Here is a 17,142-nt window from a genome sequence, read left to right as displayed (position 1 = left end):
TTCAATTAATCTTGATTTCGCTAATTTTAAGTAATTTGCCTTCCTGACAGGCAATAGCCGGTACTGCTTTTATTTTAAAACGAGTAGTAAGCACGCCACCTTGATCAAAAAACACTGGCTTATTTAACTTTTTTGCCAGCTTAATAGGATTGCCACTCGTGAGTACTAATTTTCCTATTTTTGAGTTACTCCACTTAATCTGCTGCTCATCATCTCCATCAATAAATATTAATATTTTTTCTAAAGGATTTACACTTGTTCCAGCTTTTACTATGATCTTTCCCGCTTGATCTTTTATATCTGTCTTTTGTATAAAGCTCGGATCATAGTGCCAATTTCGGTTTATGCTTGTTTTTGCTAAAGTTAAGATAGCAGTTGGTCTAGAGATTTTTTGCTGTACTTTATTTTTAAATTCTTCCTGCATTTTCTCTAATGCACCATTTTGCTCTGCTATTTTGAGCCTCGCCATAATTATCTCTAGTAAAGATTCTTCAATAATTGGAAATATATGACCTCTAACACCATAATCTAATATTTTACTGCTTTTACTTTTGCCAAGCTTATTAACACCATCTGCATTAACATTACTGACTTGCAATATAGCTAAAAATAAAATAAAAAAGCTGATTATAATAATTTTTAGAGCTAAATATCTTCCCATATTTTCTAATCACTTTAAGCCAAGCCTCGCTCTTCCATGATACTATTAATTGCATCCGTTGCATTTAAGCCTTGAATCATTCTACCCTCTATAGCTTGGTAATCCCTAGCATTAGTAGATGTTAGCATCAGAGTAAATGGGTCTAACATTAACCTTGCTACAACTCCATGGACATTAGGTCCATAAATCGCTGCTTCACTATAATGCGGCGGGTTTGAATGAATTGATTGCAGTAAATTTAGCTTCCAATCTTCATCAACAAAACCTGCAAGCTTAGGGTTTGCTCTCATTGCTTTAAAGCTCTCAGGATTTTGCTTAAGAATAACTTTATGTGATGAGTTCTCAAATGCCTTTTCTGCAGCAGATCCTGCTTCCCTGAAGTAATCAGTTAATTGCTGAGTAGCAAGAGTAATTGAGCCATTATATTTTCTTGCTATTCTTCCTGCTTCTTCAATAAATTCTCCAGATCTCTTGCCAGATAGTAATTTCCATGCTTCATCAATCATGATTAGAAAGGGACGCTTCCTATCACCTTTAACCATGCTCTGGTTAATATGAACAATCATGATTTGCACGATCACTGCAAGTAGCCCTGGGCTACTACGAAGATGATCAGTTTCAATTACTACTATATCTGAGTTTAGTGATAATTGTGCCTTGTTACTGAAAAATTTGCCATATTGACCATCTCTGGTAAATGGAAACAACATATTACCAAGTTCCTGTGCATATGATTCTTCTCGTAGCAAAAGCCAATCTGCTATGTCAGTTATCTCAGCTTTATTGCCTTTTTCTTGCCACACGGCTATTAACGCTTTTTGTAGCATTGGTTGTTGCAAATCATTAGTGCCATATTGTGGAGCTGCCATGGTCGCTAAAATCGATGGAAAACTTGCAAGAAAATCTGCTTGTGCTTCAATTGAGTCTTCGCTGCCGCCTGCTGGAATTTCTGAAAATGGATTAATTGATAGCGGATTTTTCACATCAAACTCTATATAATTACCACCTAATAATAAGCAAGTTCTTTTAAATGATCTACCATAATAAAGAACAAATACTTTGCCGCCTATACCCAAAATCGATAGCATTAACTCCTGCATAAATACTGATTTACCAGATCCTGGTACTCCTGCTATACAAAGATTAAAATTCTCATTTGGAGTTGTAGCTCTGTTATATAAATTTGAGCCAATTAATGCTGAACCAAATGGAGACCAATACATAATCTGTCCCCTTCTACCAGTAAGTAGCATACCAGGAGAGCTCAAATCCCCTTTCCATTCACCAATGATAGGAAGTAACACCTTACTTTCTGAGGCAATAGTCCTTATGCCTCTACCAAGATTTGATAATGCTACGCCGACTCCCCGAATCTTTTTGTTAAATATATTATTGAATCTATTAAACTGAGAGGCTAAAGAATTTGGTATGGCTTCAACTAATTGCATCGGTAAACTAGCAAGTACCACCGCTAAATGATCATATTTACAAGGGACAAAATACCAGCCACTTCGACGAAGCTGTGAGCAAAACTGTGATGCTGATCCTTTGGCTTTATTCTTCTGATCCCACATCATGACATTTAAGTGGATATTTACTACTCTATCACCGCTTTGCAAGCACGCTACTGCTCCTGCTAAATCTTGTGCTTCTAGCTGCAAATTAGGAAAGAATTTTCCCATCCCAGCATTAATATTTCTCTCTAAAGCTTCTCTTTTGGTAATAGCAGATGTTTTAGCCACTAACTGATTTGGTATAATCTGCAAACCAAAATGAATTAAAAAATTTGCTCTAATATATTCATCTCGTCTTAGCGCGTTACCTAAAAACAAATCCATAGCTGATAAACGCCACTCAGAAGGTCTTTTTCCTGCCTCTAAGCTTATAAATATTTGATTATCATTAAGACTTACATAATCTTCCTTTTCATATAAAGAAAAATTACCAGGTAAAATCTGCTCAGATAATATTTCATAAGGGTTAATTTCAGGATGCTCTTCTTCTCTCCAGCCAAATATTAAACGGACAAATTTTAATAGCAATGTTGCCTCAACATTATAAGTAGTAAGACCAATTGATTTAAATGTATCTTGCAATACTTCTCTTCTTCGTATCATCTCATTAATATCAATCGTCAGCGTCGGAATAGTGACTGAAATTAATAAAACGACATCTTTGATATTTCCCTCTTCCTTTGCTTTTTGCTCTAGAAACTTTACTCTTCTACTGCTAAGCTCAGTAAAGATTGTACCTTTTCTATGTAATTGCCAGTTATCTAGATATTCTCTTATATGATCAGAGCCAATCATCAATATTTGAAAACTACTGCCTGCCGGTAAATTCTCTTCACTTTTTAAAAATTCAGCTATCTCTCCTTGAGCTTGCAAGCTTGCCCCAACCAGTGGCCAGCCAAGCAGGACAAATCCTACTGAAGCTCTATTAAAAAACAAGCTACTCTCCTCATCATATGATTCATAAACAAAATGTTTAGCTAGTCTTTCCCGAGCAAAATCTTTATCAATTCCTGATGTCATTATTATACCTTCCAAAGCATCTAGATTTAAAATTATACTTATCATTATTATTTGGATTGAACATATCAAAATCAGCCATTTTATTTACTTCATATAAAGATTTACATTTTAGTCCTTGGGGCAGCGGGCAATCAAAATCATTCCTATATGGCATCAATTTACAACCAGAAGCGATAAAGCTTAACATTAATAACAAACAGCAGATTAATTATTTTATTATTCATTAAAAATTACCCGGATATTGTTGTTCTGATTGCAAATCAATATCTGTCATTTCATAATCATCATTATTCTTAATAAAACGTTCTTGCAATTTAGTTTTTGCCTTAGAAAAACTTGTCACTTTATTCCCAGAATAATTTTGATAATTACTATAATTTGCTGCCTTTTGCGAATAATCAGTAGTAGTTGGTGGCAGTAATCTATCTACTTTGTCAGCCTCTTTATTATCTTTTAAATCAAAACTAGCCCGCTCTGATGAAATATCCCCAGTGCAAGAACCAATTAAAATTGCTTCTTTGATTTGCTCCGTTTTATACCCTTTAGAAAAAATAGCTGTATCAACAAGCCTTATCATTATTGGCTCAGGAGATGCTGAGTTATTAGTGCCGGTTCCAACTACTACTCCAGTAAGCAGCACCCCTCTTGCAAAGCTGCCGGTAGTAATATAATCTTTAACGTCTTTTTTTATCCTTAAGTCAGCTCTTTTTACATAGCCAAGTAATCTTTTTACTGGAGCAGTAGGAGCAGCAACAATGCTTTGCTCAAAGTTATTATCTAGTAAATCTTCTATTTTTTGATTATTATTAAAATCATTGCCATCATATAATATAGTTTCTTCATGAGGCTTCTCTAATGATTCTAACTTTTGACTAAAATCATCAATTTTAGTTTTAGTTTCTAAATATTTATTCTCTATTAGCTTCTCTAAATGATTCTGCATGTTTTTAACTTCATTTAATATTTCTGCAGTCCATTTAGCCCTTGGATCTATGGCCTTTTCTATTCCGGATATTTCCCTTGATTGTCTATCTTCTTGTAAACCTCGGGAAGTTTTGACCTCACTTTCTGACAATCCATAAAACACCAAAAGCATTATTACGCCTATGCAAGCTAGAGTTACTAATGGTCTGTTTTTAATTATCTCTATGAGTCCTGATAATCTTTTACTAAATGTAGATGGTAATTTATGGTCCTCTACTGTACTTTGTAATTCTTCCTGCTTATTGAACTCTTGATCCATTGCTTTTAATCAATATCCTAATTATCTAACTGATTTTCATCCCACTAGAGACCCACTCTAAATAAAATCCTAAAATAATACCAATAGCTACAATTGCTCCAGCAAGCCTTAAATTACCCCTGACTACTGCCCAGATTGAGGACAAAATCGTTGCCCCTGGATATCCCGATAGTTTTAAGTTTACCGGTAGAGAGCCCACCAATGCGATCTAACTGTCCTTCTAATGTTTCTCCTAAAGCTACTTCAGATAGTATTACATTTACACAAAAAATTAATAATACTGGCAATAAAGGATATATTATTCTTAAACACTGTTTATTATTTTTTTTCTATTACATTTTTGTTTTTTACATTCATGATGCTTCTCTTCATTATTATTAGTTAACTTTGTTACTTCTTTTTCTAAATCAAACTTAATGAGTCTAATCGGTGTTGGTTTGCTTTTAGTAAAATTCAGCATTAAATCTTGTACTGTACCATTTTCCCCAATTAGGGTTAAGTAAAGCTTAGCTTGGGTCTGCTGCGGTAAAATAAATAAACAGCCTGAATCATGTACAGCTACTTCCGCAGCTTCCTGCGGATGAATAAAGATATCATTAATTTTTTCTCCTTCGATATTAATCCTAGTTGGAGCGTCTTTTGCTATTTGCAGCTCTAACAAAGAATCAGCATGTAACATATAGCTTATCCCATAAGCATTACTACTAAAGCTTGCAAGCATTATGCCAACAAAAACTACTAAGATCTGCAATTCTGACTTCAAACTCTTCATTGCTTATTTACCTCTTCTTCTTTAATACCAGTAAGTAACAACAAATGATTAGCTCCTCGCTTGTAAGTTAATAAATAAGTTTTATCAGCTGCGACATGCTTATTCTCGGAAAACCAATAACGAAATGTGCCGTTAATTAATACTCCATCCGCAATGACTTTTACTTTTTTAGGAAAAAATACTGATGAAACATTAGAGCCTTTAACAAAATCTAAATGTTCTTTAAAAAACTTATCTAATTGCTCTGTATTACTAGATACCACCTTCATATCCGCTATTTGCCTCTCTACTCCTTCTGGCGAAGTAGTAAATAATTCTTTCATTACAAAAACTGCCCATTCTTTAAGATAGGTCTCATGATAGCTCTTGGACGATACTATCTCCGACGATCTGGCTCTATTGCCGGAATTAATAACCATTTTTCTTCCGTGCTAACTGTTTAATCATCCCAAGAAGACTCGTAACTGCAAGCAGCAATGTGATAAACAATAATCTCTGATTATACTTAACTAGCTGCTGAATAGAGCTTTGCTTAAATAAATGATCCATTACTTACCTACCTTTTTCCCAAGCAAATTAGGATAAGAAGTAGGAGCATATAGCCATTTCTTAGCGACTAAATAACTCTTAAGTACAAAATATTCCGATAATTTCTTAAACTTCTTAAATGCATAACAAAGTACAACTCCAGCTATAATGCATATCATCCCAAGCTTAGCATGTCCGCTATTTAGTAACACTATCCCAGGTACTATACCAAGTAAGATAACTAACCACTCATCTAAGCTTAAGGCCATATATTTTAGGGGAGTAGAGAGTGACCAATATAATCTTTGATTAGCACAATTATTATTCATATTAATTAAGTGATATTTCCATTAATAGATAAGTTTTACTAATGATGACATTAACATCCTAATTTTTACATTGCCAGTGGAGTTTTAAGCCATAATAAAAAAAACTGTAATTCATCTAAAACTGTGCTTATCTGGAGATAGAATCTATAGCTCTATCCATGAATTTGTTGATAACTAGCAGTAATTTTGCTAATATTAACGAAATAAATTATTGGTGAGTTGTGTATGTTTAGAAATGATGTAGAGTTAAAACTAGAATGTTTAAAACTTGCTATTCAGTCCTGCTGTAGTTATGATGCTGTGGATCTTGCAAAACAATATTATCATTTCCTTATAGAAAATAGTGAAAATATGCCGGTGCAATTATTTTTGAATAATAAAACTAATTTAAATTGACATTTTTTTAAGATAAGTTAGTATCGAAAATAGAGCTTTAGCTTTTTGTTTTAAGGTACAAACTAAATTAATAATGTCCTTTACAACTTTCTATTTCTATAGTTTGATTTTTTTCATTAACAAAATATATCAATCTATGTTCTTGATCTATCCTTCTAGACTAAAAACCACTTAATTCATATTTAAAAGGTTCGGGTTTCCCTATTCCGGTGTAAGGGGTTAGACTAATATTATCTATTAAAAGCCTAATACGTTTACTCATTTTGGGGTTGGTACGTTTCCAAAATTGCAACTGCAGGTATACCACTATCATAGTTCATCCACCACCCATCTTCAGCGTTTTCTATTTGAGCAATATCTTCCTTAGTAACTGATAAAATATAATCTTTAATATCATTTATTATATTAGCTTTAAAAAATTCCTTTATCTTTTCTTTGGTAATAATATTATCTGCTTTCTCTATAGCTTCATACCAAATAGAATGTCTATGTGTTAAATTACGTAAATAAGCAGCTGAATGTTCACCATAAAAAGAATATACTTTATGAAGTAATTTTTTTTGTTGCTTGGTATAAATAGCAAAATCTATTTCGTAAGGCAGAGGAATTACACTATCTCTAAAGCTGCCAAATATTGAGCGTAAAGCTGGTACTACTGGCCCATGTTTCCAAGCCTTGATCTCTTCTTCAAACAGTACTTTATCAAATAAAGCAAGATGAATGCCTTGAGCAAAATATATTAATTTCTGCAGTTTTAACTGGGTTATACTATCCCCTGCTTCTCTATCAACTAATACTAAAAAATAATTAGCTACATCAAAACAGCTAGGTACTTTATCTTTTCCTTTAATATTCATATAATTATAAAATTCTTCATTGTTGTAAAATCTTCAAAAACTCAATAATGCTTAAGAGTATAGAAGAAGCAAAAAAGGAATTTCCAAGCTTGTTGCAACAATTGCTTTACTATTTTCCTCTTCTAGCCTTTCTGTTCTTATAGAACTCACTTAATACAGGCATTATTATAACATAAATATATCAATTAAAATTAATATATAGTTAAGATTTTATATTTATAATAGTATTTACGGCTCTTTGCATATATTTTCGAGCAGTATCATTGGCAAGTCTAGTATACACTGCTGTTGATCTTGGATCTTTATGATTTAGAAGCTGTCCTATTACATATTGATTTGCTCCGGTCATTGCCATCCAACTTGGTATTGTTCTCCTTAAATCATGTATCCTTAAATTTTCTATTCCTGCTTTTTTACAAATCCTCTTCCATGCTTTCTTTGGTTCTTGCAGGTGACCACTACTGCTACTCTCACTTGGAAATACCCACATACTAGTAGATTGCTCTTTCCTGGCTTTTAATATTTCTACTGCCTGATCTAGTAAAGGTAAACGGTGAGGATCACCATTTTTAGTTTCTGGAAGATATAATTGTTTATCAGCAAAACTTACCTGTTCCCAACGCATAGTAAGTAAATTATCCTTACGAACTGATTTATACAAAGCTATTAAGAAAAAGTCTTGCATTACCTGGTTTTGCTCGTCTGCTATTGCTGTAAAAAATCGTGGTATTTCTTCCCTAGTTAAATACCTGTCTCTGGATTGTTCCTTGTGCTTCTTTATGCCAATAACTGGATTTATTGTAAGCAATTCCCATTCTATTGCTTTACTAAATACAGGACTTAAAACTTCAAGAAATCTATTAGCTCCATATTTACCAGTTTTAGTTAAATTATTAAACAACTCTTGAATATCTGTTTTGTGAATAGTAGATATTTTTCTGGGATATAAATGTTTGGTATATCTATCTACAGAAGCGGCATAATCTTTCCATCTTTTATTATTAATTTTACTATATTCATTAAGGTATTTATCATAAAGCTCCTTAAAGGTCAGTTCTTTGGATAATCTAGCTTTTTCTTCTACAGGATTATATCATTTGGCGATCTCACCTTTTAATTCAGATGCTTTGGCTCTAGCATCAATAATTGATAGATCAGGGAACACACCTATTTTAATTCTATGATATTTCTTATCAAGTACTGTGCCCAAATAAAATATTTTACTACCACCATATGATACGATTAGCAATAATCCTTTTTCTTTGGTATCTTTATATACATCTCGTTTTGCCTGTGGAGCTTTAATTTCATGTAATGCTTCTTTAGTAAACAATAGTGATTTAACTGACATAAATCCTCCCCCAGCTTAATACATATATAATTAAACTGTAATATGCTTTACTCAGAAAAACAAATCTTATGTTAAATAGGATTATACTTTAAAAAATGATGATTTATCCTAACTATATACAATTAAACAACCAATAGTTGCTATAGTTTCTTAGCAAATTCAAAAGGTCCAGGTATATTTACAAGATAAAAATTGCTCATGAATTTGCACTCACTATATGCTCATCATATCCACATGTTATTTTCAAATTTGTAATATTTTTTAGAGATTGACAAATAACTGCAACTCTACTACAGTTAAGCTATAACTATTTGGTAATAAGGAAAAGCCTTAAATATGAGGGTTATGAGCTACAAATTAGTGTATGAGAAAAAAGCAAAGAAGCAGGGTAAAAGAGGCTTTTAGGTTGACATCGTAAAGGTCGAGGGTTCGAATCCCCCATCGCCCACCATTATTTTATAAAAGCTTAATTCTTAATAAATACCAATTCACTATCGGATGAGTGTTTAGTACTGAATTCATAGTCTAAATATGAGAAATTCTTAAGTAGCTCAGGTGAGTCAATTAGGTTGTTAGCAATAACGTTAACCATATTCCCTCGAGCTTTTTTAGTATTTATTCCAATTGTTGATAATTTTCTGTTCCTATTTTCTTTAAAATGAACGTTAACTAATTGATATTTAAGTTTGTTTGGATTTATTACAGATGAATATTCTTGTGATGCTAGGTTGAGTAAATATTTATTTTCATGCTTAGCAAGAATTTTATTAATATAATTAGTGACTTCATCTTGCCAAAAGCTTGTTAAGTTTATTTCATTTAATTTTGTTGCCATTTCTAATCTATACGGCTTAATAGCATCTAGCGGTTTTAAGGCTCCGTAAAGACCTGATATAATAAGCAAATGTGATTGCAGGAAATTTATTTCATGATTAGTTAATTTTTCTGCATGTATATTATTAAAAACATCTCCTGCATAAGCAAAAATAGCCGCTTTACTCTCTTGATTATCAAAATCCTTAAATCTTTCTTTATTTATATGTGCAAGCTTTGCACTTATATTCATTACTTTCGATAATTGATTCTCAGAATAGTTTTGGAGTGTAGAAAGTAACTGATTAGTTAAATTAGGGAATATAAGAGAAGTTAGCCCTGTTTTGGGAGCTAACTTCTCAAAATTAAGAGTTTTAGCGGAAGAAATAATAACAAGCATTCCTATCTAACCGGAGTACTCGGAAGAGATGAGGTAGTGTTAGTGATATTTCTGTTAATATTATCGATTGTTTTCATAATTGCATAACTTGGATCACCGTCAAGTTCTACTACTTCTTTTGATTTCGTAGTTTTTTGACCGGTACAGCCAATTAAAGCTATAGAAGCAAATAAAATTATTAAATATCTTATCATAAACACCCTGTTTTAATTTTACACTTAAGATAGTTGCCTATTATTATAATGTCAAGTGAGAGGAAAATTTTATTACCCTACCCTATAACCTTTAAGTAATAGTCTAAAGATTCTTCATAATATTTTAAATCTAATTCTGCATAATTTAAATTAGGTTCCTCTTCGCTTCTTTCTATTTCGGGTTCAGGTTTAGGCTTATCATAATTTTTTCTAGTTTTTAAATAATATTCTAAAGTTTCTTCATATTCCCATCTAAGTAGAGGGTGATCATCAGATTCTTTTTCTAAATATATCATTATTGATGATATTTTTTCCTTTAAAGATTCATTACATAATTCTTCAAAAATAGGATAATATTCTTTCTTATTAGATACTAAAGGCATGATTGTTGATTTACTATCATTTAAGTAATTATATAATGCTTCAAAAAAAGAATCATATTTCCCATTACCTATAATATCGTGTATATAAGAGAATCTATATTGAGTGCTTGAATAACCAGCTTCCCATCTATCGATAATATTTTTTTGAAGAGTTCTAAATCTTCAATATGAAGAGCCATGGAAAAAATATTATTATGTAGTACCATGCTTTTTATTATTTTCCACTTCTCTATAGTACTATATTTAGACCATTCCATAACTTATTTACTCCTTAAATAAATTTTTAGGCATTCGGTAATAAACTGTATTATAGAATTTTTCGACAGAGTTCTTCCCAAACTCTACTTCTAGAGGTAATTTGTATGTCGATCCGGTATTCGCATCCTCACGTATGCTTTTGTACGCTGCGGTGCTACGTTCCGTGTCTTCTTCAAATTCCTCTCTATAAGCGAATTTGGAAAGAACTCTACTTTCAGAGAATTTGCGTTTGCGGATAGAGAAATTACCAAAATTTCTGATTTCGATACGCTTTTGTTCTTTAAGAGATTCGTTTAAATAATCTAAAATTAAATCTACTGAATCTTTAACATCTTCTTTAGAAAGATAATTCAGCTTATCATGTATTTTATCTATTAAATAATTCTTAGTAACCATTATTAAAAAATCGCTTTGATTCCGTTAAAACTATTTTTAAAAAAACTAGGTGTTATACTATCAAAATCTTCAAGTATTATGTCCATTAATTTTGGTTTTGGTTTTAATTGATAATCTTTAACTAGTAGATTAACATTAATTTTCTTAACTTCCTGTAACCATTTTAATGCAGTATCTTCCGAGCCTATAGCATCCACAAGCTTTAACTTTAAAGCCTGACGACCTGAATATACTCGTCCGTCTGCGAGCTTTTTTACTTCTTCTATAGGAAGATTACGCCTCTCTGAAACAAGTTCAAGGAAGAAATTATAAGTATCTTCTATATTTTCCATAATGGCTACCCGCACTGCTTCCGTCAGTTTTTCGGTAGGATTTGGGACGGCTTTTAATTCACCCGATTTAAAATTATTAAATTTAATCCCCAATTTTTGAGCAAGCTCCGTTACCTCGGCTGTTTGTAGTATTACACCGATTGAACCCGTAATAGTTCCGTTATGGCTGACAATATAATCACCTCCAAGAGAGATTAAATAACCGCCGCTTGCAGCCATTGTTCCCATAACTATCACTACCGGTTTTTTTTCAGATATTTTACGCAGAATATTATAAATTTTTTCAGAGCCGACTACCGTACCGCCGGGAGAATTTACGTTAACTATTAACGCTTTAATATGAGAATCATCGATTATTTTTTTGAGCTTTTTGTCACGCTTTTCGTCTTCAAGAATTATTTCGTCTATTAATACGGAAGCTATATAGTCTTCATTACTATTAATAGATAAAACCTCTTTTGGAGCAAAATCTTTACCGACTAGTAAGAATACGATAGCAATTAAAATAATAGCTGCTAGCTTCCAAATTAACAAACGAGATTTTATTTGTCTTCTTTCAATTAAATAATCGGATGATATATTCATGATTTCTTATGTTTTTGTAGTTATCCAAGGCGTTGTTGTATTAAATTCGATGTCATTCCCGCGAAGCATTGTTGCGTGGATTAATTCCGCCGCTGTCATCCCGCGACTTGATCGCGGGATCCAGTTTAAAATACTAAAATTATTAGTGCTTTAAATTATTTTTTGGATACCGTGGTCAAGCCACGGTATGACACTGAGTGCGTTTTTCGATCCATGCCACCACGTCTCGCAGGAATGACATCAAGTATTATAAACCGTTCTTAGGACGTTCAGGACTCTTCATCATCTCAAAAAACTCACCGTTAGTTTTAGTATTTTCAAGTTTTTTGAGTAAAAATTCTATTGCTTCACTGCTACCCATCGGATCGATAATACGACGAAGAACCCACATTTTATTTAATATTATTTTATCTACTAACAAATCTTCTTTTCTAGTTCCTGATCTAGTTATATCAATAGCCGGATAAATACGCTTATCGGCAATCTTACGATCTAGAACTATCTCGGAATTACCTGTACCTTTAAACTCCTCAAAAATTACCTCATCCATACGAGAACCGGTTTCAATTAAAGCCGTACCGATTATAGTAAGCGAGCCGCCGTTTTCGATATTTCTTGCTGCTCCGAAAAATCTTTTCGGTCTTTGTAGTGCATTAGCATCAACACCGCCCGTTAATACTTTCCCTGATGATGGTACTACAGTATTATAAGCACGAGCTAAACGTGTTATCGCATCTACTAAAATCACCACATCTTTTTTATGTTCTACTAAACGCTTTGCTTTTTCAATAACCATTTCTGCAAGCTGCACATGCCTACTTGCCGGTTCATCGAAAGTAGAGCTAACAACCTCCCCACGCACGGAACGTTGCATATCTGTTACTTCTTCAGGTCTTTCGTCTATTAACAATACTATTAAAAATACTTCCGGATTATTGGTTGTAATTGCATGTGCTATATTTTGTAATAATACGGTTTTACCTGTACGAGGCGGTGCTACTATTAATGCACGTTGCCCTTTACCCATAGGGGCAACAAGTTCAATAACTCGTGTACTAAAATCCTTACTATCTTTACTATTATTTTCAAGTTCTAATCCTAGTTTTTCATCAGGATATAAGGGAGTTAAATTATCAAAATGAACACGATGATAAGCTTTAGAAGGGTCTTCAAAATTTACTCTATTGACTTTCAGTAAAGCAAAATAACGCTCCCCGGCTTTTGGAGCTCTGATCTGACCTTCTACCGTATCACCGGTACGTAGACCAAAACGACGAATTTGACTAGGAGAGATATAAATATCATCAGGGCCTGCTAAATAGTTTACTTCCGGCGAACGTAAAAAACCAAATCCGTCAGGTAGTACTTCAAGTACCCCCTCTCCCACTATTAAACCTCCCTGCTCTACAGATTTTTTCAAAATTGCAAAAACTAATTCTTGTTTAAGTAATGAATTAATATTTTCAATTTTTAATTCTTCTGCTTGAGCTTGTAGTTCCTCCGGTAATTTACGTTTTAATTGTTTTAAATTAATAATATTACCGTTCTCTGCAAAATTATTATGATTGTTATTGTTAAGTTCTTCTGTGGATTCTTTATTAGTTGTGTTCATTATTTTATTATTAATAGATTATAATTGAAAAGTTGAGCTAGCAATTAAGTTTAAAGGTAAGTAATATACTTATTTAAATTAGGAATCAAATTAGATTTTTAGAAAATTTTATTTGTTCTTGTGGTTTGAAGAATTATTTATCTTGTTAGCTTATTAAGAGCTGTCTATGTATGTAAAAGTATACTAACAACGTAATAGCACATTGTCAACCCAAATCGTCATTGCGAGGAAATTACGAAGTAATTGACAAAGCAATCTTGGGAGTTTATTATTATTTCATGAGATTACCGCACAGCCTACGGCTGCGTAGCTCATGACGACTCAGGTAACCTCTCTCCGCAATAACGGATAAACCAATCCACGTAACTCTATAAATCCTTTGATTTTAACAATAACACATTTGTATTAAGTAATGGAATGAATACGTTTTTAACTTCGTTTAATAAGACTTCATTGCTTATTTCTTGGTTTAATTCGCTGCGTACCGCATCAAATATTTCTCTTAAACTTTTCTCTTCTACCATATATTTGAAAATATATTTAGTACTTTTAAATATCGATATTGAGATATTAACATTATTTAGCACTCCATTATTAATAGTAAAATTAATAACATTATTTACTGCTGAAGGATTAGACTCCAAATGTTCATAAATTTGTTTAGCAAAATTGGTGATATTATGGAAGTACGGTATATTATCAAGATCATCAAACGAGGCTACACTATCTTTTTGATTTGATACGTAAAATGAATGTTTAATAATATTACCGGTAAGTATTTCGGAAATTGCTTCTCTAGTTACTTTATCCATCTTTTTAACTTTTTGCAGAAGTGAAAAATCTTTTATATAATTTTCCGGTCTTAATAAAATTTTCTCTAAAGGATCAAGATAATCAACAAAATTTAAGTCTGCTTTTTCTACGAATTCATATAACTCAGGAACGGAATAGGCTCTATCCTGTTTGTGCAAGAACATATCATAAACTCCAACATCACCGAAATTTTGGTAATCTGAAAATAACTCCCAACCTCTTTTATACCAGTTAGTAGCAGGCAGGTTATCTAGAATTAGCTTTCCGTTCATTATTTCTTCGACACGGCTTTTAGTATCTTTGTTTATCATTTTCATTAAATCCTGAATTTGATAAACACCGGTACGTCCGTATTTAGCATATACCATTAAACCCATACCGCCGGTCGGCTTTAAAGAATCTTTTAGATTTTTTAAACCTTCATCAGGATTTGCTAAATGATGAAGCACGCCGGTACAATTTATATAATCGAATTTTCCAAGTTTTAGATTAGGTATATTTAATATTGAATCATTAATCCATTTAATATTTTTAAGACCTCGTACTTCTGCACGTTTTTGTGCTACTTCCATGCTAGGCTTGCTAAAATCTAGATATATTATTTCGGCATTTTTATCTTTTAACTGTTCAGCAAGATAAATAGTTGAATCACCGGTGCCGCCGCCTGCTATTAAGCATCTAAAATTATTATTAAAATTTTCTTTTCCTTTATATAGAAAATGGTTTAATTCTCCTAAGAACTCACCGCAAATTGCAAGTAAACGTTCTTTTTCTTGACTTGGGTCTCTGAAAGGATAAGGATAATCTTGATAATGCTCTTGTACTTCTGCTAAATCTTTAGAAATTGTAGTATTTTTTGTTTTCTTTAAATCGTTCATAAATTATTATTTTTTAAGTTGTTATTATATATACTTGTCTATCTACTCTTTTAGAAGTATATCTTTTATAATTAATTGAATAGTATAATTATCTTGCCAATTATTTGTTTTTAACGTTCCTATTGCGGTAATATTTTTTGCTTTAGGGTTTAATAAAACATCTTCAAATGAAGTTCCTACCGAATTAAAAGCAATAGCAGATAAGGCTTTATTACCAAAGCCTCGCTTATTTGGAACAAGCATACATTTAATATGCTTACTTCCAACGATATCCGCTTTTAATACAAATAAATCATCGAATTTAAATATAGGCTCATGATTTCCTTGACCGAAAGGCTCTAAAGTGTTTAATTCCTCCATTAAAGGGAAATTCACACTATTAACCGTTAAATCAATATCATATTCCGCATGCTTATAATTTTCTAGTTTATTTATACTAATTCTAAAAGCATTATTAAAAAAATTCTGCAATTCTTGTAATTTTTCAGCAGTTACGGTAAAACCTGCCGCCATAGCATGACCTCCGCCTGCTATTAGCAAATCTTTGCTTTTAGCATTGATAATTTCAGCACCAAAATCAATACCTAAAATAGAACGGCATGAAGCTTTACCAATCCCGTCATTTAAAGCTATAACTGCCACCGGCTTATCAAATTTTTCTTTTAATCTGCCGGCAACGATTCCTATAACGCCTGGATGCCATCCTTCTTTTACGATAAATAATAAACTACTATCTTGTTGTGTCAAAGCAATTTCCATTGCTTCTTCTATCATTAATAACTCAATTACTTTACGCTCATTATTATGTTTTTCAAGTTCTTCAGCTAATTTATTTGCTTCATTAGAACAACTAGTAGATAGGAGATTAGCCCCTAAACTTGACTTTCCTACTCTACCGCCTGCGTTGATACGCGGACCTAGAATAAACCCTAAATGATAACATTTCGGTATTTCATTAAGCCCTGCCATATCATATAATGTTTTAATCCCTATATTTTGCCTTTGTTGCATTACTTTCAATCCGCTTGCGACAAATGCACGATTTAAGCCTGTTAATTTCACCATATCGCAAACAGTACCAAGAGCCACTAAATCTAGATACTTCATTAGATTAGGCTGAAGCATTGTTTGCGTGAAATAATTTTGCTTCTTTAAATTCGATAATATTGCAGTTGCAAATAAGAAAGCAACTCCTACGGTTGCCAAATGTTTATATTCGCTTTTTTCATCAATACGATTTGGATTTACTATAGCTACTGCATCCGATAATATTTCCGTAGCTATATGATGATCGATTACTATAACATCAAGATTAACGTCTTTTGCGTATTTTAGGGCTTCATGTGCCATAGCACCGCAATCAACTGTAATTAATAATTCTGTGCCGTTATCTTTAATTTTTTGCATAGCAAAAGGAGTTGGACCGTATCCTTCAGCTATACGATCGGGAACATAAATATCACATATTATATTTAAATCTCTAAAAATATTTTTAAGTAAAGCGGCTGAAGTAGCACCGTCCACATCATAATCGGCAAAGATACATATTTTTTGGTTATTTAAAATAGCTTTAACGGTTCTATCTACAGCCTTTTCCATATCAAGTAGATGAAAAGGATCAGGTAATAAATTTTTGATTTTCGGTATCAAAAAATTTTCTACTTCCTCTAGATTATTTACTCTTAATGATACTATCCTAGCAAGTAAATCACTAATTTTGAAACTACGACATAACTCGGTGACTATATCTTCGTTAATCAGTTTCTGCTGCCAGATTTTACCGTTTATAGATGCTTGTGGCTTCATT

The 17,142-nt window shown here is 32.5% G+C and carries 16 protein-coding genes and 5 pseudogenes; 2 read left to right on the top strand and 19 right to left on the bottom strand.

Going from position 1 to position 17,142, the window contains the following annotated elements; translation table 11 throughout:
• Position 1: 1 nt before the first annotated feature.
• The 7 genes and pseudogenes from traW to MB29_RS00740 form a co-directional block, all read right to left on the bottom strand.
• Complete coding sequence (traW, locus tag MB29_RS00770; RefSeq protein WP_032138652.1) at positions 2-661, bottom strand: type-F conjugative transfer system protein TraW; 660 nt, start codon at positions 659-661, stop codon at positions 2-4.
• A gap of 14 nt (positions 662-675) precedes the next feature.
• A complete protein-coding gene (locus MB29_RS00765) occupies positions 676-3,195 on the bottom strand; it encodes a TraC family protein (protein ID WP_032138683.1) in 2,520 nt (839 codons plus the stop codon).
• A pseudogene (locus MB29_RS13600) lies at positions 3,179-3,419 on the bottom strand (conjugal transfer protein TraV). Before MB29_RS13600 ends, MB29_RS00765 begins: the two are co-directional and overlap by 17 nt.
• Positions 3,419-4,438, bottom strand: coding sequence for a TraB/TrbI/VirB10 family type IV secretion system protein (locus MB29_RS00760; protein ID WP_032138651.1), 1,020 nt, complete (start codon positions 4,436-4,438; stop codon positions 3,419-3,421). Before MB29_RS00760 ends, MB29_RS13600 begins: the two are co-directional and overlap by 1 nt.
• Before the next feature lie 304 nt (positions 4,439-4,742).
• Positions 4,743-5,210: a hypothetical protein gene (locus MB29_RS00750; RefSeq protein ID WP_215426140.1), complete on the bottom strand. Its 468-nt coding sequence runs from the start codon at positions 5,208-5,210 to the stop codon at positions 4,743-4,745.
• Positions 5,207-5,759, bottom strand: a pseudogene (locus tag MB29_RS07890) (TraE/TraK family type IV conjugative transfer system protein). Before MB29_RS07890 ends, MB29_RS00750 begins: the two are co-directional and overlap by 4 nt.
• Positions 5,759-6,067 carry a hypothetical protein gene (locus MB29_RS00740; RefSeq protein WP_008579908.1) on the bottom strand — a complete coding sequence of 103 codons (309 nt, stop codon included), beginning with the start codon at positions 6,065-6,067 and terminating at the stop codon, positions 5,759-5,761. The pseudogene MB29_RS07890 and the gene MB29_RS00740 overlap by 1 nt, the downstream one beginning before the upstream one ends.
• 225 nt (positions 6,068-6,292) lie before the next feature.
• Here MB29_RS00740 and MB29_RS11115 point away from each other — a divergent pair, with 225 nt between their 5' ends.
• The gene (locus MB29_RS11115; RefSeq protein WP_215426139.1) at positions 6,293-6,463 is read left to right on the top strand and encodes a hypothetical protein; all 171 of its coding nucleotides are present in this window, start codon (positions 6,293-6,295) and stop codon (positions 6,461-6,463) included.
• Positions 6,464-6,530: 67 nt separating this feature from the next.
• Here MB29_RS11115 and MB29_RS07885 read toward each other — a convergent pair.
• From MB29_RS07885 to sppA, 9 genes and pseudogenes are all read right to left on the bottom strand, one after another.
• Positions 6,531-6,725: pseudogene (locus MB29_RS07885) on the bottom strand (Txe/YoeB family addiction module toxin).
• Positions 6,718-7,320, bottom strand: a complete 603-nt coding sequence (locus MB29_RS00730) for a Panacea domain-containing protein (RefSeq protein WP_032138650.1) — start codon at positions 7,318-7,320, stop codon at positions 6,718-6,720. Before MB29_RS00730 ends, MB29_RS07885 begins: the two are co-directional and overlap by 8 nt.
• Positions 7,321-7,522: 202 nt before the next feature.
• Positions 7,523-8,671 (bottom strand): annotated as a pseudogene (locus MB29_RS09490) (tyrosine-type recombinase/integrase).
• 466 nt (positions 8,672-9,137) lie between these two features.
• The gene (locus tag MB29_RS00715) at positions 9,138-9,884 is read right to left on the bottom strand and encodes a YaaA family protein (protein ID WP_032138647.1); all 747 of its coding nucleotides are present in this window, start codon (positions 9,882-9,884) and stop codon (positions 9,138-9,140) included.
• Between the two features lie 2 nt (positions 9,885-9,886).
• Positions 9,887-10,078: a hypothetical protein gene (locus tag MB29_RS00710; protein ID WP_032138646.1), complete on the bottom strand. Its 192-nt coding sequence runs from the start codon at positions 10,076-10,078 to the stop codon at positions 9,887-9,889.
• Between the two features lie 77 nt (positions 10,079-10,155).
• Positions 10,156-10,461 carry a hypothetical protein gene (locus MB29_RS00705; RefSeq protein WP_215426146.1) on the bottom strand — a complete coding sequence of 102 codons (306 nt, stop codon included), beginning with the start codon at positions 10,459-10,461 and terminating at the stop codon, positions 10,156-10,158.
• A gap of 68 nt (positions 10,462-10,529) precedes the next feature.
• On the bottom strand, positions 10,530-10,718 hold the full coding sequence (locus tag MB29_RS13980) for a hypothetical protein (protein WP_084686650.1): 189 nt from the start codon (positions 10,716-10,718) through the stop codon (positions 10,530-10,532).
• 211 nt (positions 10,719-10,929) lie between these two features.
• A pseudogene (locus MB29_RS11105) lies at positions 10,930-11,115 on the bottom strand (HU family DNA-binding protein); the annotation flags it as partial.
• A gap of 2 nt (positions 11,116-11,117) precedes the next feature.
• The gene (sppA, locus tag MB29_RS00690; protein ID WP_032138645.1) at positions 11,118-12,032 is read right to left on the bottom strand and encodes a signal peptide peptidase SppA; all 915 of its coding nucleotides are present in this window, start codon (positions 12,030-12,032) and stop codon (positions 11,118-11,120) included.
• Here sppA and MB29_RS11100 point away from each other — a divergent pair.
• Positions 12,031-12,186, top strand: a complete 156-nt coding sequence (locus MB29_RS11100) for a hypothetical protein (RefSeq protein WP_156147429.1) — start codon at positions 12,031-12,033, stop codon at positions 12,184-12,186. The genes sppA and MB29_RS11100 overlap by 2 nt on opposite strands.
• A 93-nt stretch (positions 12,187-12,279) precedes the next feature.
• Here the strand turns inward: MB29_RS11100 and rho are convergent, their stop codons facing one another.
• The 3 genes from rho to recJ form a co-directional block, all read right to left on the bottom strand.
• The gene (gene rho / locus MB29_RS00685; protein WP_032138644.1) at positions 12,280-13,644 is read right to left on the bottom strand and encodes a transcription termination factor Rho; all 1,365 of its coding nucleotides are present in this window, start codon (positions 13,642-13,644) and stop codon (positions 12,280-12,282) included.
• A gap of 368 nt (positions 13,645-14,012) precedes the next feature.
• The gene (locus MB29_RS00680) at positions 14,013-15,335 is read right to left on the bottom strand and encodes a class I SAM-dependent methyltransferase (RefSeq protein ID WP_032138643.1); all 1,323 of its coding nucleotides are present in this window, start codon (positions 15,333-15,335) and stop codon (positions 14,013-14,015) included.
• A gap of 42 nt (positions 15,336-15,377) precedes the next feature.
• Positions 15,378-17,141, bottom strand: coding sequence for a single-stranded-DNA-specific exonuclease RecJ (gene recJ, locus MB29_RS00675; RefSeq protein ID WP_032138679.1), 1,764 nt, complete (start codon positions 17,139-17,141; stop codon positions 15,378-15,380).
• Position 17,142 lies beyond the last annotated feature (1 nt).

The organism is Rickettsia tamurae, from assembly GCF_000751075.1.
In the GTDB taxonomy this organism is placed as follows: Bacteria; Pseudomonadota; Alphaproteobacteria; order Rickettsiales; family Rickettsiaceae; genus Rickettsia; species Rickettsia tamurae.
Note: the sequence above shows the minus strand (reverse complement) of the source record. Positions and strands in the feature narration are given on the sequence as shown.